Annotated in this window: 22 protein-coding genes and 1 pseudogene; 15 read left to right on the top strand and 8 right to left on the bottom strand. The window is 60.3% G+C overall.

The window, feature by feature from the left end:
- Positions 1-212 precede the first annotated feature (212 nt).
- The 3 genes from H6X51_RS12460 to H6X51_RS12470 all read left to right on the top strand — a co-directional run bounded on the left by H6X51_RS12460 (position 213) and on the right by H6X51_RS12470 (position 4,408).
- The gene (locus H6X51_RS12460; RefSeq protein WP_185267807.1) at positions 213-728 is read left to right on the top strand and encodes an RNA polymerase sigma factor; all 516 of its coding nucleotides are present in this window, start codon (positions 213-215) and stop codon (positions 726-728) included.
- A gap of 13 nt (positions 729-741) precedes the next feature.
- Positions 742-1,713, top strand: coding sequence for a FecR family protein (locus H6X51_RS12465; protein ID WP_185267808.1), 972 nt, complete (start codon positions 742-744; stop codon positions 1,711-1,713).
- Positions 1,714-1,834: 121 nt separating this feature from the next.
- Positions 1,835-4,408: a TonB-dependent receptor gene (locus H6X51_RS12470; protein WP_185267809.1), complete on the top strand. Its 2,574-nt coding sequence runs from the start codon at positions 1,835-1,837 to the stop codon at positions 4,406-4,408.
- 42 nt (positions 4,409-4,450) lie between these two features.
- Here the strand turns inward: H6X51_RS12470 and H6X51_RS12475 are convergent, their stop codons facing one another.
- Positions 4,451-5,209 carry a MauE/DoxX family redox-associated membrane protein gene (locus H6X51_RS12475; protein ID WP_185267810.1) on the bottom strand — a complete coding sequence of 253 codons (759 nt, stop codon included), beginning with the start codon at positions 5,207-5,209 and terminating at the stop codon, positions 4,451-4,453.
- Positions 5,210-5,347: 138 nt separating this feature from the next.
- Between H6X51_RS12475 and H6X51_RS12480 the strand changes: the two genes are divergently transcribed.
- Positions 5,348-6,049 carry a succinate dehydrogenase iron-sulfur subunit gene (locus tag H6X51_RS12480; RefSeq protein ID WP_185267811.1) on the top strand — a complete coding sequence of 234 codons (702 nt, stop codon included), beginning with the start codon at positions 5,348-5,350 and terminating at the stop codon, positions 6,047-6,049.
- 70 nt (positions 6,050-6,119) lie between these two features.
- Here the strand turns inward: H6X51_RS12480 and H6X51_RS12485 are convergent, their stop codons facing one another.
- From H6X51_RS12485 to H6X51_RS12495, 3 genes are all read right to left on the bottom strand, one after another.
- Entirely contained in the window at positions 6,120-7,313 is a 1,194-nt protein-coding gene (locus H6X51_RS12485; RefSeq protein WP_185267812.1) for a Fic family protein, read from the bottom strand.
- A gap of 170 nt (positions 7,314-7,483) precedes the next feature.
- The gene (locus H6X51_RS12490) at positions 7,484-7,972 is read right to left on the bottom strand and encodes an NUDIX hydrolase (RefSeq protein ID WP_185267813.1); all 489 of its coding nucleotides are present in this window, start codon (positions 7,970-7,972) and stop codon (positions 7,484-7,486) included.
- Positions 7,969-8,928, bottom strand: coding sequence for a hypothetical protein (locus H6X51_RS12495; RefSeq protein ID WP_185267814.1), 960 nt, complete (start codon positions 8,926-8,928; stop codon positions 7,969-7,971). Before H6X51_RS12495 ends, H6X51_RS12490 begins: the two co-directional genes overlap by 4 nt.
- Positions 8,929-9,097: 169 nt before the next feature.
- Here H6X51_RS12495 and H6X51_RS12500 point away from each other — a divergent pair, with 169 nt between their 5' ends.
- The 5 genes from H6X51_RS12500 (at position 9,098) to H6X51_RS12520 (ending at position 12,078) form a co-directional block, all read left to right on the top strand.
- Positions 9,098-10,435 carry a substrate-binding domain-containing protein gene (locus H6X51_RS12500; protein WP_235991327.1) on the top strand — a complete coding sequence of 446 codons (1,338 nt, stop codon included), beginning with the start codon at positions 9,098-9,100 and terminating at the stop codon, positions 10,433-10,435.
- Between the two features lie 93 nt (positions 10,436-10,528).
- The gene (locus tag H6X51_RS12505; RefSeq protein ID WP_185267816.1) at positions 10,529-10,858 is read left to right on the top strand and encodes a hypothetical protein; all 330 of its coding nucleotides are present in this window, start codon (positions 10,529-10,531) and stop codon (positions 10,856-10,858) included.
- A 344-nt stretch (positions 10,859-11,202) separates the two neighbouring features.
- Positions 11,203-11,481: a type II toxin-antitoxin system RelE/ParE family toxin gene (locus tag H6X51_RS12510; protein ID WP_185267817.1), complete on the top strand. Its 279-nt coding sequence runs from the start codon at positions 11,203-11,205 to the stop codon at positions 11,479-11,481.
- 10 nt (positions 11,482-11,491) lie between these two features.
- Positions 11,492-11,791 carry a HigA family addiction module antitoxin gene (locus tag H6X51_RS12515; protein ID WP_185267839.1) on the top strand — a complete coding sequence of 100 codons (300 nt, stop codon included), beginning with the start codon at positions 11,492-11,494 and terminating at the stop codon, positions 11,789-11,791.
- Positions 11,792-11,847: 56 nt separating this feature from the next.
- Complete coding sequence (locus H6X51_RS12520) at positions 11,848-12,078, top strand: DUF4351 domain-containing protein (RefSeq protein WP_221627333.1); 231 nt, start codon at positions 11,848-11,850, stop codon at positions 12,076-12,078.
- 94 nt (positions 12,079-12,172) lie between these two features.
- On the opposite strand, the pseudogene H6X51_RS12525 reads toward H6X51_RS12520, so the two are convergent.
- Both H6X51_RS12525 and H6X51_RS12530 read right to left on the bottom strand, forming a co-directional pair.
- Positions 12,173-12,346: pseudogene (locus H6X51_RS12525) on the bottom strand (IS4 family transposase); the annotation flags it as partial.
- 456 nt (positions 12,347-12,802) lie between these two features.
- Complete coding sequence (locus H6X51_RS12530) at positions 12,803-13,234, bottom strand: pilin (RefSeq protein WP_185267819.1); 432 nt, start codon at positions 13,232-13,234, stop codon at positions 12,803-12,805.
- A gap of 327 nt (positions 13,235-13,561) precedes the next feature.
- Between H6X51_RS12530 and pilB the strand changes: the two genes are divergently transcribed.
- The 6 genes from pilB to H6X51_RS12560 all read left to right on the top strand — a co-directional run bounded on the left by pilB (position 13,562) and on the right by H6X51_RS12560 (position 19,367).
- Positions 13,562-15,268, top strand: coding sequence for a type IV-A pilus assembly ATPase PilB (gene pilB, locus H6X51_RS12535; protein ID WP_185267820.1), 1,707 nt, complete (start codon positions 13,562-13,564; stop codon positions 15,266-15,268).
- 3 nt (positions 15,269-15,271) lie between these two features.
- Positions 15,272-16,540, top strand: a complete 1,269-nt coding sequence (locus tag H6X51_RS12540) for a type II secretion system F family protein (RefSeq protein ID WP_185267821.1) — start codon at positions 15,272-15,274, stop codon at positions 16,538-16,540.
- Positions 16,541-16,543: 3 nt separating this feature from the next.
- Complete coding sequence (locus H6X51_RS12545) at positions 16,544-17,416, top strand: prepilin peptidase (RefSeq protein ID WP_185267822.1); 873 nt, start codon at positions 16,544-16,546, stop codon at positions 17,414-17,416.
- 74 nt (positions 17,417-17,490) lie between these two features.
- On the top strand, positions 17,491-18,114 hold the full coding sequence (gene coaE / locus H6X51_RS12550; protein ID WP_185267823.1) for a dephospho-CoA kinase: 624 nt from the start codon (positions 17,491-17,493) through the stop codon (positions 18,112-18,114).
- Entirely contained in the window at positions 18,111-18,299 is a 189-nt protein-coding gene (gene yacG / locus H6X51_RS12555; protein ID WP_185267824.1) for a DNA gyrase inhibitor YacG, read from the top strand. Before coaE ends, yacG begins: the two co-directional genes overlap by 4 nt.
- A 9-nt stretch (positions 18,300-18,308) precedes the next feature.
- Positions 18,309-19,367, top strand: coding sequence for a Nudix family hydrolase (locus H6X51_RS12560; protein WP_185267825.1), 1,059 nt, complete (start codon positions 18,309-18,311; stop codon positions 19,365-19,367).
- Positions 19,368-19,654: 287 nt separating this feature from the next.
- Here the strand turns inward: H6X51_RS12560 and ispH are convergent, their stop codons facing one another.
- Positions 19,655-20,602, bottom strand: a complete 948-nt coding sequence (gene ispH, locus H6X51_RS12565; protein WP_185267826.1) for a 4-hydroxy-3-methylbut-2-enyl diphosphate reductase — start codon at positions 20,600-20,602, stop codon at positions 19,655-19,657.
- 40 nt (positions 20,603-20,642) lie between these two features.
- A complete protein-coding gene (gene fkpB, locus H6X51_RS12570; protein WP_185267827.1) occupies positions 20,643-21,083 on the bottom strand; it encodes an FKBP-type peptidyl-prolyl cis-trans isomerase in 441 nt (146 codons plus the stop codon).
- Positions 21,084-21,360: the final 277 nt, after the last annotated feature.

A 21,360-nucleotide genomic window follows, 5' to 3' on the forward strand; every position in this document is an offset into this window, starting at 1 on the left:
CGCTCACATCAAAAAGCACACGACGGTAGAAAACATGGGGGGACTGCAACACTTGCATGGGTCTGCCTCGGATCTTTCTTATCTCTTTTCTCTTTGGCTGACAGATTACGCGGTTCTCCACACAGCAGAAAGGCTGAAGGGCGAGATGGGAGCCGATTGCCTACGTATATGATAAGCATTATCATCCAGTCAAAATCAAACCAGGCCCTGCTGTGAACCAATCGCATTTCAATCATGTCTTTCTCGCCCAGCGTGTTTCCCTGCTGCGTACCCTCGAACGTATGGTGCAGAATCACAGCACCGCCGAGGATCTGCTGCAGGAGACCTACCTGCGAGTCAGCCGCGCACTGGGCGAGCGGGCCATCGAGCACCTGGAGCCCTTCGTGTTCCAGACCGCACGCAACCTGGCGCTCGATCACCTGCGCTCGCGTCGTATCCAGGCGCGCATGGTCGTGGAAGATGTGCCCATGGAGGTGGTCGAAAGCGTCGCGGCTCCCGGCAGCAGCGCGGAGGATGCTGTCCATGCCCAACGCCTGCTGGAGCATCTGAACCTGAGCCTCAATCAGCTCAGTACACGCCAGCATCAGATTTTCATTCTCAGCCGGGTGCATGGCCACAGCTACCAGGACATCGCTGGACAACTCGATGTTTCCATCAGTACGGTGCAGAAGGAACTGAAGCTGATCATGGCGATCTGCATCAGTGTGGTCGAGCGTGCAACGAGATAGCCGAGGAACATTCGTGACGAATACCCATGACACCCCGCCCGCCACCACCCAGGACGGGGAATCCTCAAGCGCCAGCGCCATGGACCAGGCGCTGGACTGGCTGATCCTGCTGGAAAACCCGACCCCGGAGCAACGCCGGCAGTTCGAGGCCTGGCTGCACGCTTCGCCGCTGCATGCCGAGACATTCAACAGGGCCCAGCTTATCTGGGACAGCCCACAGGTGGCACAGTGCGCCCGGCAACTGCAGGCACCTGCGGCAGCCAGCTCCCCGCCCCGCCGCCGACGCCACCCTTGGCGGACGCTGGCCATCGCTGCGGTCCTGGTGCTCGGACTGGGCAGTTTCACTGATCTGCCATTACGCCTGCAGGCCGATCATCTGACGGCGGTCGGCCAGCAGCAGCGCCTGCATCTGGATGACGGCTCCAGGGTGCTGCTCAATACCAATTCGGCCTTCTCCAGCACCATAAACGCGCAGCAGCGCGCTGCTCGGCTGCATCAGGGCGAGGCGTTCTTCGAGATATCCGACAGCCGTGATCAGCCATTGAAGCTGGAGGTCGGCCCGGTGCGTGCCAGCGTCCGGGATACCGCCTTTGCCGTGCGCTATCAGAACGGCGTGGCCCATGTCGGCGTGCAGCGCGGCGATGTCGATCTGCAGGCGGCGCACAGCGGCGCCTGGGTCCGCGTTTCGGCTGGCGAGAGCATCCATGTCGGCCCCAACGGTTTCAACCAGCCGACCCGGCTCGATCACACGGAGCTGGCCTGGACCCAGGGCCGACTGGTATTCGAGAACCGTCCGATGAGCGAAGTGCTGGCCGAGCTGCGCCGCTACTATCCCGGCTGGATCATCAATACCAACGAGCGTCTGGCGGATGTGGCGGTGACCGGCAACTACCGGCTGGACCAGCCGCTGGAAGTGGTGCGCTCACTGGCGCACATCACCTCTGCACGCCTGCAGGAATTCCCGGCGCTGGTCGTGCTCAACTGATCTGACAATTGTTTTTACGCGATTACCTGGGCTGATTCGTCTCGTTATTTCCAATGCAACTGATTCGCATTTGTTTATGCGATAGAAAATCATCTGACCCTTGCGAGACGGAGCACCAACGATGTTCTCTTCCCCTACCCGGCCGGCACGCATGCCGCGCTGCACGCTATCCCTTCTGACTGCCGCCATTCTGCTGGCGGGCGCCCAGGCAGCACCTGTACTGGCTGACCCGGCACCTGCCCAGCCGGCACGCAGCCTGGGGCAGTACCAGTTCGCCATTGCTCCCCAGCCCCTGGTCCCGGCGCTGAATGCCTTCACCGCCGTCACCGGCTGGCAGGTGGGATTATCCGCCGAACTGGCTGAAGGCGTGGACTCCCCCGGCGTGACCGGTGCCCTGCCGGCGGAACAGGCCCTGGACCAGTTGCTGGCCGGTACGCAGCTGGGCTATCGCAAGCTCGGTAACAACAGCATCGTACTGGAACAGCGCAGCAACACAGCCAGCCTGACATTGCAGCCGATCACCGTCAGCGCCACCCGGCATGACCAGGACATCACCAGCGTTCCCAATACCGTGACCAGCCATACCCGCGAACAACTGGACCGCGAGAACGTCAACAGCATCCGGCAACTGGTACGTCACCAGCCAGGGGTGACGGTCGGCGGCGCCGGCCAGCGCGGCGGCATCAGCGGCTACAACATCCGCGGTATCGATGGTGACCGGGTACTGACCCAGGTCGATGGCGTGGAGATTCCCGGTGGCTTCTTCAATGGGCCCTACGCCAAGACCCAGCGCAACTACGTCGACCCGGAAATCGTCAAGCGCGTGGAGATACTGCGCGGTCCGGCATCGGCGCTGTATGGCAGCAATGCCATCGGTGGTGTGGTCAGCTATTTCACCCTGGACCCGGAAGACATCATCAAGCCCGGTGAAGAAGCCGGCGCCCGGCTCAAGGCCGGCTACAGTTCCGCCGATGAAAGCTGGCTGAAATCCGCCACTGTCGCCGGACGTACCGGCCAGGTCGATGGGCTGCTGCACTACAGCCGCCGCGACGGACACGAAACCGAATCCTACGGCAACGACAACAGCACCGGCCTGACCCGCACCGCCGCCAACCCGGAAGATGCCCGCACCAGCAACGTACTGGCCAAGGCCGGCTGGTACTACGCCGATGAGGCGCGCCTGGGACTGACCTATGAAAAATACAAGGACGACCGCGACACCGACCAGAGAAGCGCCGTTGGCGGCCCATTCAATAATGGCCAGCCGCTGGGCATGTACCGCTCGCGCACTGGCAACGACACCATCACCCGCGAACGCTTCGGCCTGGAACACCGCTTCGGCATCGATTCCTTGCTGGCGGACAATGCCCGCTGGAGCTTCAACTACCAGACCGCCAAGACCGACCAGAGCACCCTGGAGAACTATTTCCCGTTCTCGCGCAACGTCATGCGCAGCCGCGAAACCCTCTACCAGGAACGCCAGTGGGTGCTGGACGGCCAGTTGGACAAGTCCTTCAGCCTCGGTGAAACCGCACACCTGCTGACCTATGGCGCCACCCTCAAGCGGGAGAAGGTCACCGGCTCGCGCAGCGGCAACGGCATCTGCCTGGCCATCGGCGCCGGTTGCAGCGCCGTTGGCGCGGTCAGCCCGGCTGATGTACTGGTCAAGTCCAGCGACTTCCCGGACCCGACCATCGACACCTACAGCCTGTTCGTGCAGGACCAGATCAGCTGGAACAACTGGACCTTCCTGCCGGGCCTGCGTTACGACCACACCGAGCTGAAACCCCACATCACCGACGAGTTTCTCAACACCGTCGACCCCGATGACCTGAACACCGTCAGCGACAAGACCAAACGCTGGCAGCGTCTGTCACCCAAGCTCGGCCTGACCTACGCGCTGACCGAGCAGCTCACCTGGTACGGCCAGTATGCCGAAGGCTTCCGCACGCCCACGGCCAAGGCGCTGTATGGCCGCTTCGAGAACGCCAGCGGCGGCTATAACGTCGAGCCGAACGCGGACCTGGAGCCAGAAAAGAGCCGCAGCTACGAAACCGGCCTGCGTGGCAACTTCGAGCATGGCAACTTCGATGTGGCGGTGTTCTACAACAAGTACCGCGACTTCATCAATGAGGATGCGATAACACCCGGCTATGAAGACGTGACCTTCCAGAGCAACAACATCCGCCATGCCACCATCAAGGGTGTGGAGTTCAAGGGCCGGCTGAACCTCGATGTGCTGGGCGCTGCGCCGGGTTTCTACGCCCAGGGCTCGATCGCCTATGCCCATGGTCGCAACAGGGACAGCGGCGAACCGCTGAATGCCATCAACCCGCTGACCGGGGTGCTCGGCCTGGGTTATGAGCAGGAGGACTATGGTGCCCTGCTCAGCTGGACACTGGTACGCAAGAAGAACCGGGTCGACGACAGCACCTTCAATACCCCCGACGGCGTCAGCAGCCAGTTCAGGACGCCCGGTTACGGCGTGCTGGACCTGACCGGCTTCTATAAGGTCGGCGATGACGTCACCCTCAGCGCCGGCCTGTACAACCTGACCGACAAGAAATACTGGCTGTGGGATGACGTACGCGGTTATGACGGTGTCGGCGAAGCCGCAGTGCTCAGCCCGGCCAATCTCGACCGCCTGACCCAGCCCGGCCGCAACTTTGCCATCAACCTGGTGTGGGATATCTGAGCGCTCCCGCCCGCGCTGCACCTGACACCAGGTGCAGCGCCATCAGCGCAGCAATACCTTGGCCAGCATCCACAGCGCCATGCCCACCATCATCAAGTTCTCCGTCAGCGATACGAAGCCGAGCGGCACCTGGCTGTCTCCGCCGACACAGGCGCATTTCAACTCGCGCTTGTCGATATACACGGCCTTGAACACCGACACCGCGCCGACGCTACCGATCAACAGCGCCACCGGTATGGACAACCACAGCAACGCGCCGGCGACCATCAATACCCCTGCCAACGCCTCGCCAAAGGGGTACAGATAAGCATAGGGCACCCAGCGCTGGGCCAGCAGGTCATAGCCCAGGAACATGCTGGAAAAGCTCTCCAGATCGCGCAACTTGAGCAAGGCCAGGATGCTCATGGCGAAGGCCACGAAGCTCTCCAGCGCACGCACCGTGAACAGATTGCCGAGGGCCATCCAGCTGGTGGCCAGCGCCAGCAACGCCGCCATGCCAAACACCGCGATCACCGGTTGATAACTGGTCGCCTCCGGCCCCGGCACGGCCTTGCCGAAATAACGCCGCAGATCATCGTAGCCACCGATACGCACACCCTCGATGAACACCTGCGGCGTGGTCTGCACCTCATGTTCGGCCTTGAACGCCTCGGTCTGCTCCCGGCTGGTCAGCCAGTGGTCTTCGACTTCATAGCCCCTGGCGCGCAACAGGTGGCGGGCTTTCAAGCCGAAGGGACAGATATGCTCGGGCACGACCATGCGGTAGATGGTGGCTTTTTGCGGTAGCTTGGCGGTGCTCATGATGCGGCTCTCGTTTCACCCCGTTGTTCTGTTGACTACCGCCCCGCGAGGAAATTCAGCACAGCTTTGGCGTTGCGGTGGCGCGAGGGCTAGACTTGCAGAGCAATCCATCACCCGGAGTGCCGGGAAGGAAGCCGCATGTTCCGCGCCGAGATCTACCGCTACAACCCCGAGTGCGACAGCCGCCCACAGATGCAGCTGTTCGATGTGCCCGACGACTATCGCAAGGGCATGGTGCTGGATGTTCTCGAGTACCTCAAAACCGTCGACAGCTCATTGAGCTTTCGACGCTCCTGTCGTGAAGGGGTGTGCGGCTCGGACGGCATGAATATCAATGGCAAGAACGGTCTGGCCTGCATCACCCCGGTCATCGACAAACTGGATGACGAGCGGCTGATCATCCGACCGCTCTCGGGCATGGAGGTGATTCGCGACCTGGTGGTGGATCAGGCGCACTTCTTTGCCCAGTACACCAGCATCAAGCCGTGGCTGATCAATGACGGCGAACCGCCCACCACCGAATATCGCCAGTCACCGGAGGAACGCGCCAAACTGGACGGCCTGTATGAATGCATTCTCTGCGGCTGCTGCACCTCCGGCTGCCCCTCCTGGTGGTGGAACCCGGACAAGTACCTCGGCCCCGCCGTGCTGCTGCAGGCCTATCGCTTCATCGCCGACAGCCGTGACACGGCCACCCAGGCCAGGCTGCAGCGCCTGTCCGACCGTTTCAGCCTGTATCGCTGTCGAGATATCGGCAACTGCAGCTGGGTCTGCCCCAAGCACCTGAACCCGATGAAGGCGATCAGCGACATTCGGCGGGAGATGCTGAAAAAGCATTGAAGTAGTGGGCCAGTGCCACCGAGACGAATGCCCCATCAGCCAGACCAGCAAGACTTACCAATTGAATATGCTACTGAAACCGACGATGCAGATCGGGAAATATCTCACCAGCGAACCAGGCCGGCAAACCAGGTTCAATGATCCGCGCCTTGGGTGATTCACTGTGTACCACTCCAAGCTTGATCAGCGTTGACAGTTCATCAGTAGCCTGCCGGGAATTCAAACCAGTGAATATCTTGAAGTCCTTGCGCGGCATACTGCCCTGTACGAGCAACGCCAGCACTGCCGAAGCGGTGGCAGGCCGAACCCCACCAAGCCGTAGCCGCTCGTCATACTGGAACACTCTGCTCAAGCGATCCCGCAAGGTTGTCGTATTCAACGCTGCTGCCATGTAATCAACTTGGTCGTGGCAGACGTCGAGCATGAACTCAATGAAGTTGAAGTAGTGCCGCTGGGACAGTTGACCACGCCCATCCAGATCGCCTTCGCGCGGCCTGTCGGCAAGAGCGAGGTAGCGATAATAATCGTCATTCCGACGCGCTAGACCACGGGACAGCGACCATAATGCCGGCCTCAAGCCCAGATAGCACAATTGCAGGTGCGTAAGCATGCGCGTAACCCTGCCATTCCCATCGAGGAATGGGTGTATGAACGCAGTTCTGTGATGACTGGCCAGAACTCCGATCAAACGCCGGCGAGGATCGCTGATACGCCCAAAGTGAGTCTGCAGATGCTGCAACATCGCGCGAACAGCCGCAGCAGCAGGTGCAGCATGGTTGCCAACCATGACCTGTTCATTCTCTTCAGCACGCAGATGACCAGGTACCATTTGCCTGCCATCACTCAAGACCAGCGCTGCAGGATCTGCATGCCTGAACAACCGATAGTGAATCGTTTCCAAAAGTTCAGGATCGAACATTGCTGCGAAATCATCGCTCTGATAACGGCGCATCGCACGCTCAAGCACAGACTGCTCCTCCACATGCTGGGCTGCCAAGTCTGTCAATTGCTTGCGCTCGCGCTTAGGTGCACTCTGCGCGCGCTGCAGATCAGCAATCTCGGTGTACTGACCCTCGATCAAGTTGGAGTAATAGCTATTGGTAAGTCGCAGCAGTTCTGCCAAACGTTGGGAGGTCTCCGGTGCCAAGCGCCCTGCCAGAAACTCAATCTTGCGCGGCAGTGCATCGGCGGCGGCGATGATCGATGCCGGAAGGTTCTCCGGCAGAACAGGATCCAGATACCTATGAGTCGTAATCAAAGCCATTTAGCCTGGCTCCTTACCAAAGCGTTATGCGCATTTATCTGCACATCCACAGTATCCATGAACCCTAGTAATTACAATGCCTTCAGGCAATCCTGATTAAATCTAGCGGGTCATTTTCGCTGATTTTATTTCTGATTTTCCAGAAGATCGTGATGTGCGCATCCTGCACGTCAGCGATTGAAGTAGTGAGCCAAGGCCGCCAGGGTGAAGCTGTCCTGAATTTCACCCACGCGCAGCAACGAACGCATATCAGCCAGGCTGACTCGCTCCACCGCCACCGCCTCATCATCACGCTGTTCGGTCAGGTCGCCACTGTTGACCTGGGCCAGATACAGATCGATGGTCGATGCCAGGATCGCGGAGTTGGGCTTGAGCCGGCCGAGCAGGCTCAGCTGGCTCTCGTCGACCAGGTAACCGGTCTCTTCGGCCAACTCGCGCCGCGCGCAGGCCAGGCTGGTTTCGCCAGGTTCCCCATAGCCGCGCGGGATTTCCCGCTGGATATCGGCGTGAGCCGCGCGCTTGACGCGCAGCAACAGGAATTCGGAGCCATCGACCAGCGCCAGCACTGCGGCGCCATTGTCAGCTCTGTTTTCCACCACGTAATGGAAGCGCCCATCACGCACCACCTTGAACCAGGGGTTCTCGTACTGAGTGCTCATTTAATTTCCAGCCCCATGAAGCGACGCATGCGCGGATACATGCCGAACCAGTTCTTGCGGGTCATATAGCTCTTGCCGGAATCGACCATTTTATCCTCCATATAGCTGATCGCCTCGTCGGTAAGATAACGCACGATCTCCCCTGCGCCGAAACTGGAAATGAACTCGAACACCTTGAGTGGGTACTGGATCAGGGCGATTTCCTTGCGTAATGTCTTGAGGCCGATACTGGTGTCCAGAATGACCTCCGGCAGGCCGGTGAGATAGGGAATATCATCCTGCAGAAAACCTTCATTGCTCAGTGCGAACAGCGAATTGTAGGCGGGATCGATCACTTCAGCCCTGAAGCGGGGTGCTACAGCCAGGCCACGTCTGGCAAAGAATGCCTGGGCGTAGGCATACCATTCCGACCGCGAGATGACCTGATCTGCTCCCAACAGAAACAAATTGTAGTCCCCATCGTTTTCAAAGAAGTGGTGGAGGGCGCTGCGTTCGCGCAAACGCAAGAACACCTCATTACGCAGACTCTCGCGCGGCAGCGAGAGGTTTTCCACCACGGGGCCGACTTGCCGTAGCGCCCGTTCCAGCCCTGCGATCCGATCGCGCATCTGCTGTCGCTGGAAGCGATCCAACTCCTGCTTGCACGGAGCACCCGGCAGGCTCGACAAGATGAAGTTGCCTGGCAATGCCTCGTAATACTCAGCCAGCCCGGCGTACTGCCCCAGACCAAAGCCGCGGATCACCAACTTCCCACTACCCTCTTCATTCAGATACTGCACCACGTTGGCCTGCCCCACCACATCGGCCACTTGCAGGTTATCTATCAGCGTATTGGGCGACAGCACCACACCATCGGCAAACGCCAAGCCGACCAGAACACGTTTGCGCAACTCATCACTGTCCAGTGCACGCACCGAATCACAATTGGACAGTAGCAATTTTTCCTTGAACAGCATCGGTTCCGCCTCCTCGCCCCTGCGGCATGCCGACATGATATCGCCCAGGATGCGACGCCGCGAGCTGCTCGATACTGGAGAGTCGTTCGCAAAACTGTCGCACATCGGAGGCTACAATGGCGCCCCTCGCGAAAGGGCGGGGTTCGTTCTGTTATTACAAGGTATGGAAATGTCGAAAATCACATCAGGATTGCAGGCCCGCATTCGGATGGTTCTTCTGGCCGGGCTCACCTGCCTGTCGACCCAGGCGCACACCGCCCCGCTACAGTTGCAGATCAACGGCTCCAACACCATAGGCGCCAAACTGGCCCCGCTGCTGGTCGAGGGCATGCTCAGGGAAGCAGGAGCCACGGATATAGATGTGCAGCTCAACTCCTCTCCCCAGGAGCACCGCATCACCGCCATCAGCGCCCAGGCCGAGCCGATTGAAATCAGCCTGAATGCCCACGGCTCCACCACCGGCTTTACCGGCCTGATCGACCAGACCGGGCAGATCGCCGCGGCGTCCCGTCCCATCAAGGACAGCGAGGTCGAAGCGCTGAAGAACGCCGGAGATATGCGCAGCAAGCAAGCTGAGCAGATCATCGGTCTGGACGGACTGGCCGTCATCGTCCACCCCGACAACCCGATCAGCACCCTGGATGTCGAACAGATCGCCCGGATATTCTCCGGCCAGGCCACCGACTGGTCGCAGCTCGGCGGACAGCAAGGCAAGATCCGCCTGCATGCCCGGGATGGCAACTCCGGCACCTGGGAGACCTTCCGCGACCTGGTACTGACCCCACGCAAACTCGACCTGCAGGCCGACGCCCGCCGTTACGAGTCCAACTCCGAGCTGTCCCGCTCCGTCAGCATCGACAGAAATGCCATCGGCTTTGTCGGTCTGGCCTCTGTCGACCAGGCCAGGGCCCTGGCCATTTCCTCCGGCGACTCACGCGCCATGCTGCCCAGCAAGGAACTGGTCGCCACCGAGGATTATCCATTGTCACGCCGGCTGTACATGTACATCAGCCCCGAAGAGAGCAACCCGCTGGCCCAGGCGCTGATTGCCTTTACCCAAAGCCAGGCCGGGCAGGATATCGTCGAACAGGTCGGCTTCGTTGGCCAGAACATCAGCGCCATGCAGGTCACCCCGCAGCCCTACATGCCGGACGACTACCGCACCCTGGCCGAGCAGGCCCAGCGCCTGTCGGTCAACTTCCGCTTCACCGAAGGCAGCGCCCGGCTGGACAACAAGGCCCACCAGGACATCGACCGCCTGCTCGACTACCTGCAGGCCCAGGGCAAGACGCAGAACAAGGTAGTGCTGGTCGGCTTTGGCGATCCACGCAACAGGGGCGCCGAACTGCTGTCACGCCTGCGCGCCATGACTGTCCGCGCCGCCCTGGTCGGCCACGGCATCTTCGTCAAGGACGCCATCGGTATAGGCGACGATCTGCCCGTCGCCGCCAACACCAATGATGATGGACGCTTCAAGAACCGCCGCGTGGAGATATGGGTGTATTGAGACTGGCGCATTTTCATATCCATGTGCTATCAATATGCACATATATCGCCGTCACTGAACGGCTCCCCAATCCCCGCCTGATGAGGTCTCACCATGCGTCCAGTTCGCTTGGCTATTCTGCTGCTGTCCCTGTTCTGGGTGATGTCCTCATCCGCCGCGGATTATTACATCGACATCACCAATAAAACCGGTTACGCCATCTGGCACCTGTACGTCAGCCCCGGCAAGGCAACGGATTGGGAGGAAGATGTACTGGGCACCGAAATCCTGAAAAACGGCGCCATGAAACGCGTGACGCTCAAGGGCTACCCCAGCTCCATTTTCGACATCCGCCTGATCGACGAGGATGGCGATACCTACACCTTCTGGAACGTGGATGTTGCCTCTCGGGATCTTGAAGTGACGTTGGATGATCTGGATTGAGCTGAGGGCAGCCCCAGAGTTGACCTGAAACAATGTGGCGCTGCTTTACTCTACTACGTCGTCATCCTTCGCGAAGGCGAAGGATCCAGGGTGCCGGCTGACTCAGAGTGGCCGGTGGACCCTTCGCCTTCGCGAAGGATGACGGGGTTTAGGGGAGGATGACAGCGTTAAGTGGATAGCATTACACCACCGATCGACGAAAGCATAATTCTATGACTCAGTCGCCCCCAACTTCTCTTTGCTTCTCACTACTCGCTTGCCAAAATCAGCATATGCCCGCAAAGCACCATTCATCTGATTATCCTCATTGACCCATATCGGATACCGATATACGATACATCGACATGATAAAAAGCTTCCGCTGTAAGGATACACAAGCGCTTTTCGAAACCGGTAGAACCCAGCGCTGGGCCAGTATTGCGAAGGTTGCCACCCGCAAACTGGCCCAATTGGATGCAGCAGCAACCCTGGACTTCCTGAAGAGCCCTCCAGGCAATCATCTGGAGTCATTGCAAGGTGACCGGCAAGAGCAACACAGCATCCGTATCAACAAACAATGGCGACTGTGTTTCGTATGGCATGAAGAAGACGCATTTGATGTCGAAATCACTGACTACCATTGAGGGCAACACCATGATCAGGAACGGTATGCGCCCGGTACATCCGGGGGAAATTTTACGCGAGGACTACCTGGAACCCTTGGGCCTGTCTGCCACCGCCTTGGCCAAGGCGCTGCATGTGACACCTGCCCGCATCAACGATATCGTACGCGAGCGCCGCGGCGTCACCGCCGACACAGCTCTGCGCCTGGCCCGCTATTTCGGTGGCGACGCACAAAGCTGGATGAACCTGCAAAGCACATACGATCTGCGCAAAGCGGAAATCGAAGCCGGCCAGATCATCGACCGGGATATCATACCCAGGGCAGCATGATCCAGGCTGCCTGAATGCACGAATATCAAGAACGCTACCCGCAGGAGAACACCAGGATGATCGGATTGACTGAGCGTCTGCTGAATGAGGGGATGCAAAAGGGAATGCAAAAAGGACGGCAGGAAGGTGAGCTCAACCTGTTGATCCGCCAACTCACCCGTCGCTTCGGCCCGCTGGATGCCATCACCCTGCAACGCCTGCAACAGGCCGACTCAGAGAACCTTGAGCGCTGGGCCGATAATATCCTCGATGCCAACAGCCTGGATGAGGTATTTGCCAGCCGTTGAACCCCAGGATGGCTGGGTTTTATCCCTGCTTGCGATGCCACAGCCGGTTCCCGTTTTCTTCCATCGTCCTCCTCGGCGAAGACCGTAATGCTGTTCACTTAAGCGGAACAGCATTACGGTTCACTGGGTAACGGGTCTTCGATATCTTCACCGTCCTTGGTCGTGATGGCCTTGGACGGTGATCCAGAAATAGTCCTGCGATCCCCGATCGCAATGCTGACAAGCGTCTTCCGGTCGCCGATACAGGGTTGGCAGCCGCCATGACGATCCCGTCATCCTTCGCGCAGGCGAAGGATCCACCTGCCGCTCTGAGTAAACCGGAACAATGGATCCTCGGCCTGCGCCGAGGATGACGAAGTGATAGGAAGGCTTGTATTCAGCGGGAGCAATCTGCCTGCGCAAAGATATGAACATGGGTAGGCTGAGGGTTTGAAAACCATCAGCAGCATGGAGGTTTGCGGAACAGGTTGGCCGGCAGGGTTGGGCCGACCGTCTGCCGTCAGAGATGGCGGCAGCTGTATAGACCGGTCTATACAGCTGCGAGCCTACAGGGATGTATTCACGGCGTGTCGGCACGGCCCTGCCGGCCAACCTGTTCCTCGCAGAAGCCGAATAAATTACCAACACCTCAAAACAACTATCCCCGGGAGAGCCGGGGATAGTATCGCAGTCAGAAGCAGGGCCAGATTATGATGAATGTTCATCTGTCCCCACACTCAGCCTCTTAAATGCGGCACTCAGATGGCACATGTTTATTGGACGTGTTTGCTGCCACGGCACACACCCAAGTAATTGGCTCCCCCGCGTTGGCTGTAGGCGTGAGAGCCAGCGTTACAGTACCCGCTTGGGCAGTGGTAACAACGGTAATAACACCGGTTGCATCAGCACAAGAAAGCGTAGCGACGTTATCCGTCGACTCTGTGGCAGTAATAGGAGTTACTCCCAAACAGGAGCCTGCAGCCACACCGTTATTATTCGCAATATTTTCACTTACAGTGGCCTTTGCTCCAGCGGCCAGTACCAATGCCTCTGAAACGCGTGCCCTAACCGTGTAATCCTGATAAGCCGGCAAAGCAATCGCCGCCAAAATCCCAATGATCGCCACCACGATCATCAATTCAATAAGGGTAAAACCTTTCTGCATTTGAGCTTTCATTTCTCAACTCCATTTGTATGTGAGATAGCCGTTGGGCTGAAAGGGCTAGTGCAGAAGGTGTGCCAGGTTGGTTTTGGGAGCGTCAGGGAGGGTGGGTGATCGCGCCGGGGCGGCGCTTCTACTGGGGCGGGGTGAAATTGCAGGGGCGAAGTTTGGACGTGTTGGGCTGTCGTAGCGCGGGGGCGCTACAACCCTGCGGCGTCAGCATGTGACGTTTTTTGTCAGCTGCAACCCTTCTCCACATGCCTTTTGTGACTATCCACTTTGTGTAGCATGGTCTTGCTGTACTATAGTCGCCGAAGCCTTTACACGTATTGAGATCGACCTATGGATACCCCCGTTCTCTCCGGCTTGGCCCGGCGGATCGTTCAGGAAGAACTATTGGATGCCCAGGTGGCCGGCAAGGCCAGCAGGCAGGCCAGTCAGGACAAGATTCCCTTCATTACCTATCTGGTGCAGAACAAGCTGGCCAAGGCCCGTGACCTGGCGATGGTCTGTGCCGAGGAATTCGGTTACCCCTACCTGGATCTGGCGGCGCTGGACCGCGAGAGTCAGCCCGAACCTGAACTGGTCAGCGAGAAGCTGATCCGCCAGCATTGCGTGTTGCCGCTGTTCAAGCGCGGCAACCGGTTGTTCCTGGCCCTGTCCGATCCGACCAACCAGCAGGCGCTGAGCGATATCCAGTTCAATACCGGCCTGATGACCGATGCGGTGATCGTCGAGGACGACAAGCTGCGCACGGCCATCGACAAGTACCTGGACAGTGCCGGTGGCGGTCTGGGGGAGATGGCCGATGCCGATCTGGATGGTCTGGAGGTCGAGGCGGTCACCGACGATGACAAGCGCAAGGACACCGCCAATGATGCCGAAGATGCGCCGATTGTCCGCTTCGTCAACAAGATGCTGCTTGATGCAGTAAAGAAAGGCTCCTCGGACCTGCACTTTGAGCCCTACGAGAAGACCTACCGGGTGCGCTTCCGTACCGATGGCATCCTGCATGAGGTGGCCAAGCCGCCGGTGCAACTGGGGGTGAAGATCGCCGCGCGACTGAAGGTGATGTCCTCGATGGACCTGGCCGAACGGCGCAAGCCCCAGGATGGCCGTATCAAGCTGAAGATTTCCAAGAGCAAGGCCATCGATTTCCGGGTCAACACCCTGCCGACGCTGTGGGGCGAGAAGGTGGTGCTGCGTATCCTGGACTCGGATAGCGCAAAGATGGGTATCGACGCACTGGGCTATGAGGATGACCAGAAGCAGATGTACCTGGATGCGCTGGACAAGCCCCAAGGCATGATCCTGGTGACCGGGCCGACCGGTTCCGGTAAGACGGTGTCGTTGTACACCGGTCTGAATATCCTCAACACCATGGAGCGCAACATCTCCACCGCCGAAGACCCGGTGGAGATCAACCTGGAGGGCATCAACCAGGTCAACGTGAACCCCAAGCAGGGGCTGGACTTTGCCCAGGCCCTGCGCGCCTTCCTGCGTCAGGACCCGGACATCATCATGGTCGGTGAGATCCGTGACCTGGAAACAGCGGAGATCGCCATCAAGGCGGCGCAAACCGGCCATATGGTGATGTCGACCCTGCACACCAACAGTGCGGCGGAAACCCTGACCCGTCTGCGCAACATGGGCGTGCCCTCGTTCAACATCGCCACCTCGGTGAACCTGATCATCGCCCAGCGCCTGGCCCGCCGACTGTGCTCGCATTGCAAGAAGCCGATGGAGGTCCCCCGGGAGACATTGCGCGAAGAAGGCTTTACCGAGGACAAAATTGCTAGCGGGTTAACGATTTACGGGCCAGTGGGTTGCGAAAATTGTCAGGACGGTTATAAAGGGCGAGTCGGGATTTACGAGGTGGTGAAGATCACGCCGGCCATGCAGCGCATCATCATGGAAGACGGCAACTCCATCCAGATTTCCGACGTAGCCCAGAGTGAAGGATTCAGGAGCTTGCGCCAATCCGCGCTGATGAAGGCGGAACAGGGTGTCACCAGCCTGGCGGAAGTGAACCGAGTGACCAAGGATTAAGTCATGGCCCAGCAAGCAGCAGTGAAACGGACCAAACCCGCCGCCAAGCCCGCCAAAAAGGCCAAGGTGGAGAAGGTCTACCCCTTCAAATGGGAAGGCAAGGACCGCAAGGGCGTCAAGCTGTCCGGTGAGATCCAGGGCTCCAACCAAGCGCTGATCAAGGCGCAACTGCGCAAGCAGGGCATCCTGGTCACCAAGATCCACAAGAAGTCATCGCTGTTCGGTCCGCGGGCGAAGAAGATCAAGCCGCTGGATATCGCTTTCTTCACCCGCCAGCTGGCGACCATGATGGCCTCTGGCGTGCCCATCGTGCAGGCCTTCGAGATCATTGCCGAAGGCACCGCCAACCCCAACTTCGCCAAGCTGATCAACGAGATCAAGACCGATGTGGCCTCGGGTAATACCCTCGCGGCATCGCTGGCCAAGCATCCGCAGTATTTCGATGAGCTGTTCTGCAACCTGGTGGAATCCGGTGAGCAGTCCGGGCGTCTGGAATCGCTGCTCGACCGTATCGCCACCTACAAGGAAAAGACCGAGGCGCTGAAGGCCAAGATCAAGAAGGCCATGACCTATCCGATTGCGGTGGTTGTGGTGGCGGTGATCGTGACGGCCATCCTGCTGCTCAAGGTGGTGCCGCAGTTCAAGGAGGTTTTCGCCAACTTCGGAGCTGACCTGCCCAGCTTTACTCTGATGGTGATCGGGTTGTCGGAATGGCTGCAATCATGGTGGTTCATCATCCTGATAGGTCTGATCGTGCTCGGTTGGGGGTATACGCAGGTTCACCGACGCTCCAAGCCCTTCCGCGATGGCCAGGACAGGGCCTTGCTCAAGGCGCCCATCGTCGGGCAGATCATCTACGAGGCGGCGGTAGCACGCTATGCGCGCACCCTGTCCACGACCTTCGCCGCCGGCGTACCGCTGGTGCAGGCCCTGGATTCGGTCGCCGGGGCAGCGGGCAACGTGGTGTTCTACAACGCGGTGAACGCCATCAAGCAGGACGTCTCCGCCGGTACCCAGCTGAATTTCGCCATGCGCACCACCAACGTGTTCCCGACCCTGGCGGTACAGATGGCCGGCATCGGCGAGGAGTCCGGTAATCTCGATGGCATGCTGGAGAAGGTCGCCGACTTCTATGAGGCCGAGGTGGATAACAAGGTGGACAACCTGACTACCCTGCTCGAGCCGATGATCATGTCTGTATTGGGGGTATTGATCGGCGGCCTGATCATTGCCATGTACCTGCCGATCTTCCAGCTGGGCTCCGTTGTCTGACCTATGACCCTACTCGATTATCTGGCCAGCCATGTGCTGGCCTTTGTTCTGGTCGCCGGCCTGTTGGGGCTGGTTGTCGGCAGCTTCCTCAACGTGGTGATCCATCGCCTGCCGAAGATGCTGGAGCACGACTGGCTGCGCCAGGCCCGGGAGATGCTGCACCCGGATGAGCCGCAACCCGCCCAGCCGGTATACAACCTGGTACTGCCCCACTCTCACTGCCCGCACTGTCAGGCCGAGATCAAGCCCTGGCAGAACCTGCCATTGATCAGCTATGCGCTGTTGCGCGGCCGTTGCGGCAACTGCCGGGAACGGATCAGCCCGCGTTACCCGCTGGTGGAGCTGCTGACCGCGCTGCTGAGCATGCTGGTGGCCTGGCAATACGGCTTCGGTTGGCCGGCCGCCGGTATCCTGCTGCTGACCTGGGCGCTGGTCGCCCTGAGCCTGATCGACGCCGATACCCAGTTGCTGCCCGATGCCATCGTGCTGCCGATGCTGTGGCTGGGGCTGATCGCCAACAGTTTCGGCCTGTTCACCGATATCCATTCGGCGCTGTGGGGAGCAGTGTTCGGCTATCTGAGCCTGTGGTCGGTGTACTGGCTGTTCAAGCTGGTGACCGGCAAGGAAGGCATGGGCTATGGCGACTTCAAGCTGCTGGCCATGCTCGGCGCCTGGGGCGGCTGGCAGGTATTGCCGCTGACCATACTGCTGTCATCGCTGGTCGGCGCCATTCTCGGCATCATCATCCTCAAGGCACGCGGCGACTCCAACTCGACTCCCCTGCCCTTCGGCCCCTATCTGGCGATTGCCGGATGGATCGCGATCATCTGGGGGGATTGGATTACCGGGACCTATCTGCGGTTTGCGGGGTTCTGAACCCGGGTACGCCTTCAGCCCCATTGTCCGTATACTTGTCGCCTTCGATATGAACGCAAGGCATTGATACCGCAATGACTCCCTCGAACAAGCTCATCATCGGCCTGACCGGCGGCATTGGCAGCGGCAAGAGTGCTGCGGCGGCGCGGTTTGCCGAGGCGCACGGCATCCATGTGGTGGATGCCGACATCAAGTCGCGGGTGGTGGTCGAGCCTGGACGACCGGCATTGCATCACATTGTCGATCGTTTTGGTGATGCGGTGTTGCAGGACGATGGCACGCTGAATCGCGCCGTGCTGCGAGAAAAGGTGTTCCAGGACCCGGATCAGCGTCGCTGGCTGGAACAACTGCTGCACCCACTGATCCGCGATGAGATCGTCACCGACCTGGCCGCAGCCGCATCGCCCTACGCACTGCTGGTATCACCGTTGCTGGTGGAGTCGGGGCAGTATCAGATGACCCAGCGGGTGCTGGTGGTGGATGTACCCGAGGCGCTGCAGATCGCCCGTACCACCGCCCGGGACAATGTCCCCGAGCAGCAGGTCAGGGCTATTCTGCAGGCCCAGGCACAGCGTGAAGACCGTCTGCGCCACGCCCATGATGTCATCAGCAATGACCAGGACCTGGCCGCGTTGCACCGACAGGTCGATGCTCTGCACCAACGCTACCTGGCCCTGGCCGAAGGAGCCCGCCCATGACCCGTACAGTCGAATGTCCCACCTGCAAGGCACCCGTTACCTGGGATGACAGCTCTCCCGAGCGCCCGTTCTGTTCCCCTCGCTGCCGCCTGATCGATCTCGGCGCCTGGGCCGCCGAGGAGCATGTGATTCCCGGTGACGAGCAGGAGCAGGACGTGTTTTCAGAAGATATATTCAAACAGTAAGGGCAGCCCATGCGTCGTATCCATGTCATCGCCGCCGTCATCCGTGACGCGCAACACCGTATCCTGATTGCCAAGCGTCCCGAGCATGCCCACCAGGGCGGGTTGTGGGAGTTTCCGGGAGGCAAGCTGGAGGACGGGGAAGCGCGCTTTGACGGGCTCGCGCGGGAGTTGCACGAGGAGCTCGGCATCAGGGTGACCGAGGCCCGGCCGCTGCTGGATATCCGCCATGACTATCCGGACAAGTCGGTACGGCTGGATGTCTGGCTGGTAACCGGATTCGAGGGCCAGGCACATGGCGCCGAGGGCCAGCCGGTGCGCTGGGTGGCTGCTGCTGAACTGGATGAGCATGAGTTTCCTGCGGCCAATGGGCCCATAGTGCGCGCGGCGCAGTTGCCGGAGCGGTATCTGATCACCCCCGACATGACGGATGAGCCGGCCTTGTTTGCCGGACTGCAGCGCGCCCGCGAGGCAGGCATTCGCCTGGTGCAGTTACGTCAGACCGGCCTGTCGGGGCAAGCCTATCAATCGTTGGTTGAACGGGTGCTGGGCGAGTTCGGTAGTGCTTTCCAGTGGATGGTCAAAGGGGATGAGGCGCCTGCCTGGCCGGGTGTTGGCTGGCATCTGACCAGTCGGCAGTTGCGGGCTATGTGGGAACAGCGTGTGGCTCAGTCTGAGGTGGTGAATGCTGAGGGTGTGGGGTTGGCCGGAGGTGGCCATCGCGGCGGGGCGCCGCTCCCACAGGGTGACTTGGAGGCCGGCCAGGCAGCTGTGGGAGCGGCGCCTCGCCGCGATGACACTACACCCCGCCTGCTCGCTGCCTCCTGCCATGATGCCGAGGAACTGGCGATGGCAGCGGAGTTGGGGGTGGATTTCGTCACCCTGTCGCCGGTGAACTCCACCCCCAGCCACCCCGACGCGGACAGTCTTGGCTGGGAGCGCGCTGGCGAGCTGATCGATTCGGTGAATATGCCGGTGTACCTGCTGGGAGGGATATCGCCTGCTGATCTGTCGCAGACGTTCGAGGCCGGCGCGCAGGGAGTGGCGGGTATTCGTCAGTTGTGGGATTGACGGGATAGAACCCCGGCGTTCCATAGCACTGCGCTGGGAGAGGTTCGCGGTGAGGCACTGTCGTCGCGCAGGCGCGCGACAACCCAAAACCCTGCGCCCCCGGGGTGTAGCGCCCCGTGCTACGCCTACAGCTTCGCAGCAACCCCCACTCTGTCGTCGCGCAGGCGCGCGACAACCCAAAACCCTGCGCCCCCGGGGTGTAGCGCCCCCGCGCTACGCCTGCAGCCTCGCAGCAATCCCTACCCTATCGTCGCGCAGGCGCGCGACAACCCGGGTATTTGCTGCGGTCAGGTGATTTCTACTACGCGCAATTCCTTGGGCATGCTGAACACGATGTTCTCTGCCCGTCCGGCCAGTTCGGTGACGCTGTCCGCGCCACTGGCGCGCAGGTGTCGGATGACCTGTTGCACCAGCACGTCCGGCGCCGAGGCACCGGCGGTGACGCCGATGTTGCTGACACCTTGCAGCCATTCGGGACGGATTTCGTCGGCACCGTCGATCAGGTAGGCCGGCGTGCCCATGCGGTCGGACAGTTCGCGCAGGCGGTTGGAGTTGGAGCTGTTGGGACTGCCGACCACCAGCACCAGGTCGCACTCGCTGGCCAGTTGCTTGACCGCATCCTGGCGGTTCTGGGTGGCGTAGCAGATGTCGTCCTTGCGCGGGCCCTCGATGGCCGGGAAGTGCTTGCGCAGCGCGTCAATGACCCGGGCGGTGTCATCCATGGACAGCGTGGTCTGGGTGACGAAGGCCAAGCGGGACGGGTCTCTGACCTGCAGTCGGGCGACATCCTCTTCGTTCTCCACCAGATAGATGGTGCCCCCGTTGCTGGCATCGTACTGGCCCATGGTGCCCTCGACCTCAGGGTGCCCGGCATGGCCGATCAGCACGCACTCGCGCCCATCACGGCTGTAGCGCAGCACTTCCATGTGTACCTTGGTGACCAATGGGCAGGTGGCGTCGAACACCTTCAGCCCGCGTGCCGCGGCCTCATCCTGCACCGCCTTGGACACGCCGTGGGCACTGAAAATGACGATCACGTCGTCGGGGATCTCGTGCAGCTCATCGACAAACACCGCCCCGCGGTTGCGCAGGTCTTCGACCACGAACTTGTTGTGTACCACTTCGTGGCGCACATAGATCGGTGGGCCGAACACTTCCAGCGCACGGTTGACGATTTCGATGGCACGGTCGACGCCGGCGCAGAAGCCGCGCGGGTTGGCCAGTTTGATCTGCATGGGAGGCCTCGAATGCTGGGTCATGGATAGGGTAACAGGCTCAGGCGGCCTTCACCGCAATGATTTCCACCTCGAAGGTGATGATCTTGCCGGCCAGAGGGTGGTTGAAGTCGATTTCCACCACGCTGTCGTGGATCGCCTTGACCACGCCGGGCATCTCGCCGCCGGCGGCGTCCTTGAAGATGATCAGCAGTCCGGGCTCCAGCTCCATGTCGCTGAACTGGTCGCGGGGCATGGTCTGGATATTCTGTGGGCTGCCGGGGCCGAAACCGCGCTCGGGCTCGATCTCGAAACTGCGCTGGTCACCGGCTTTGAGGCCGAACAGGCTGTGCTCGAAGCCGGGCAGCAGGCTGCCGTCACCGACCTTGAAGGTCGCTGGGGCCTTGCCTTCGGTGGAGTCCACGATATCGCCATTGGGCAGCTTCAGGGTGAAGTGCAGGGTGACTTCGGTGTCTTGGTTGATGCGCAGGATATCAGTCATGTCTGGAATCTCGTTAGGTGTACTGGGGGAGCTTGTTTCCCCCTCTCCCCAACCCTCTCCCGCGAGGGGAGAGGGAGTGAGTATGTGCCTGGCTTTGGCGTTTTGCTGTCCTGGCTTTGGTATTCTTGCGGGCTGATTTCGTGAGCTGCCCCCTCTCCCCCGGCCCCTCTCCCGCCAGGGGAGAGGGGTGACTGTACTGCGGCCACCTTGTTCTCCTAGGCCCGGTTTACCATACAGACCCATGGCAACCAGCAAGCACAATCCGGCTCCCTCTCCC

The organism is Halopseudomonas xiamenensis (assembly GCF_014219065.1).
Lineage (GTDB): Bacteria > Pseudomonadota > Gammaproteobacteria > Pseudomonadales > Pseudomonadaceae > Halopseudomonas > Halopseudomonas xiamenensis.

Bases quoted from the DNA above. Each gene is read 5' to 3' on its own strand.
- H6X51_RS12520 (WP_221627333.1), top strand. From the start codon at position 11,848: ATGATCGGATTGACTGAGCGTCTGCTGAATGAGGGGATGCAAAAGGGA.
- H6X51_RS12505 (WP_185267816.1), top strand. From the start codon at position 10,529: ATGCGTCCAGTTCGCTTGGCTATTCTGCTGCTGTCCCTGTTCTGGGTG.
- H6X51_RS12495 (WP_185267814.1), bottom strand. From the start codon at position 8,928: ATGCTGTTCAAGGAAAAATTGCTACTGTCCAATTGTGATTCGGTGCGT.
- H6X51_RS12490 (WP_185267813.1), bottom strand. From the start codon at position 7,972: ATGAGCACTCAGTACGAGAACCCCTGGTTCAAGGTGGTGCGTGATGGG.
- H6X51_RS12510 (WP_185267817.1), top strand. From the start codon at position 11,203: ATGATAAAAAGCTTCCGCTGTAAGGATACACAAGCGCTTTTCGAAACC.
- H6X51_RS12480 (WP_185267811.1), top strand. From the start codon at position 5,348: ATGTTCCGCGCCGAGATCTACCGCTACAACCCCGAGTGCGACAGCCGC.
- pilB (WP_185267820.1), top strand. From the start codon at position 13,562: ATGGATACCCCCGTTCTCTCCGGCTTGGCCCGGCGGATCGTTCAGGAA.
- H6X51_RS12560 (WP_185267825.1), top strand. From the start codon at position 18,309: ATGCGTCGTATCCATGTCATCGCCGCCGTCATCCGTGACGCGCAACAC.
- H6X51_RS12500 (WP_235991327.1), top strand. From the start codon at position 9,098: ATGTCGAAAATCACATCAGGATTGCAGGCCCGCATTCGGATGGTTCTT.
- H6X51_RS12470 (WP_185267809.1), top strand. From the start codon at position 1,835: ATGTTCTCTTCCCCTACCCGGCCGGCACGCATGCCGCGCTGCACGCTA.
- H6X51_RS12515 (WP_185267839.1), top strand. From the start codon at position 11,492: ATGATCAGGAACGGTATGCGCCCGGTACATCCGGGGGAAATTTTACGC.
- ispH (WP_185267826.1), bottom strand. From the start codon at position 20,602: ATGCAGATCAAACTGGCCAACCCGCGCGGCTTCTGCGCCGGCGTCGAC.
- fkpB (WP_185267827.1), bottom strand. From the start codon at position 21,083: ATGACTGATATCCTGCGCATCAACCAAGACACCGAAGTCACCCTGCAC.
- H6X51_RS12485 (WP_185267812.1), bottom strand. From the start codon at position 7,313: ATGGCTTTGATTACGACTCATAGGTATCTGGATCCTGTTCTGCCGGAG.
- H6X51_RS12540 (WP_185267821.1), top strand. From the start codon at position 15,272: ATGGCCCAGCAAGCAGCAGTGAAACGGACCAAACCCGCCGCCAAGCCC.
- H6X51_RS12475 (WP_185267810.1), bottom strand. From the start codon at position 5,209: ATGAGCACCGCCAAGCTACCGCAAAAAGCCACCATCTACCGCATGGTC.
- yacG (WP_185267824.1), top strand. From the start codon at position 18,111: ATGACCCGTACAGTCGAATGTCCCACCTGCAAGGCACCCGTTACCTGG.
- H6X51_RS12530 (WP_185267819.1), bottom strand. From the start codon at position 13,234: ATGAAAGCTCAAATGCAGAAAGGTTTTACCCTTATTGAATTGATGATC.
- coaE (WP_185267823.1), top strand. From the start codon at position 17,491: ATGACTCCCTCGAACAAGCTCATCATCGGCCTGACCGGCGGCATTGGC.
- H6X51_RS12545 (WP_185267822.1), top strand. From the start codon at position 16,544: ATGACCCTACTCGATTATCTGGCCAGCCATGTGCTGGCCTTTGTTCTG.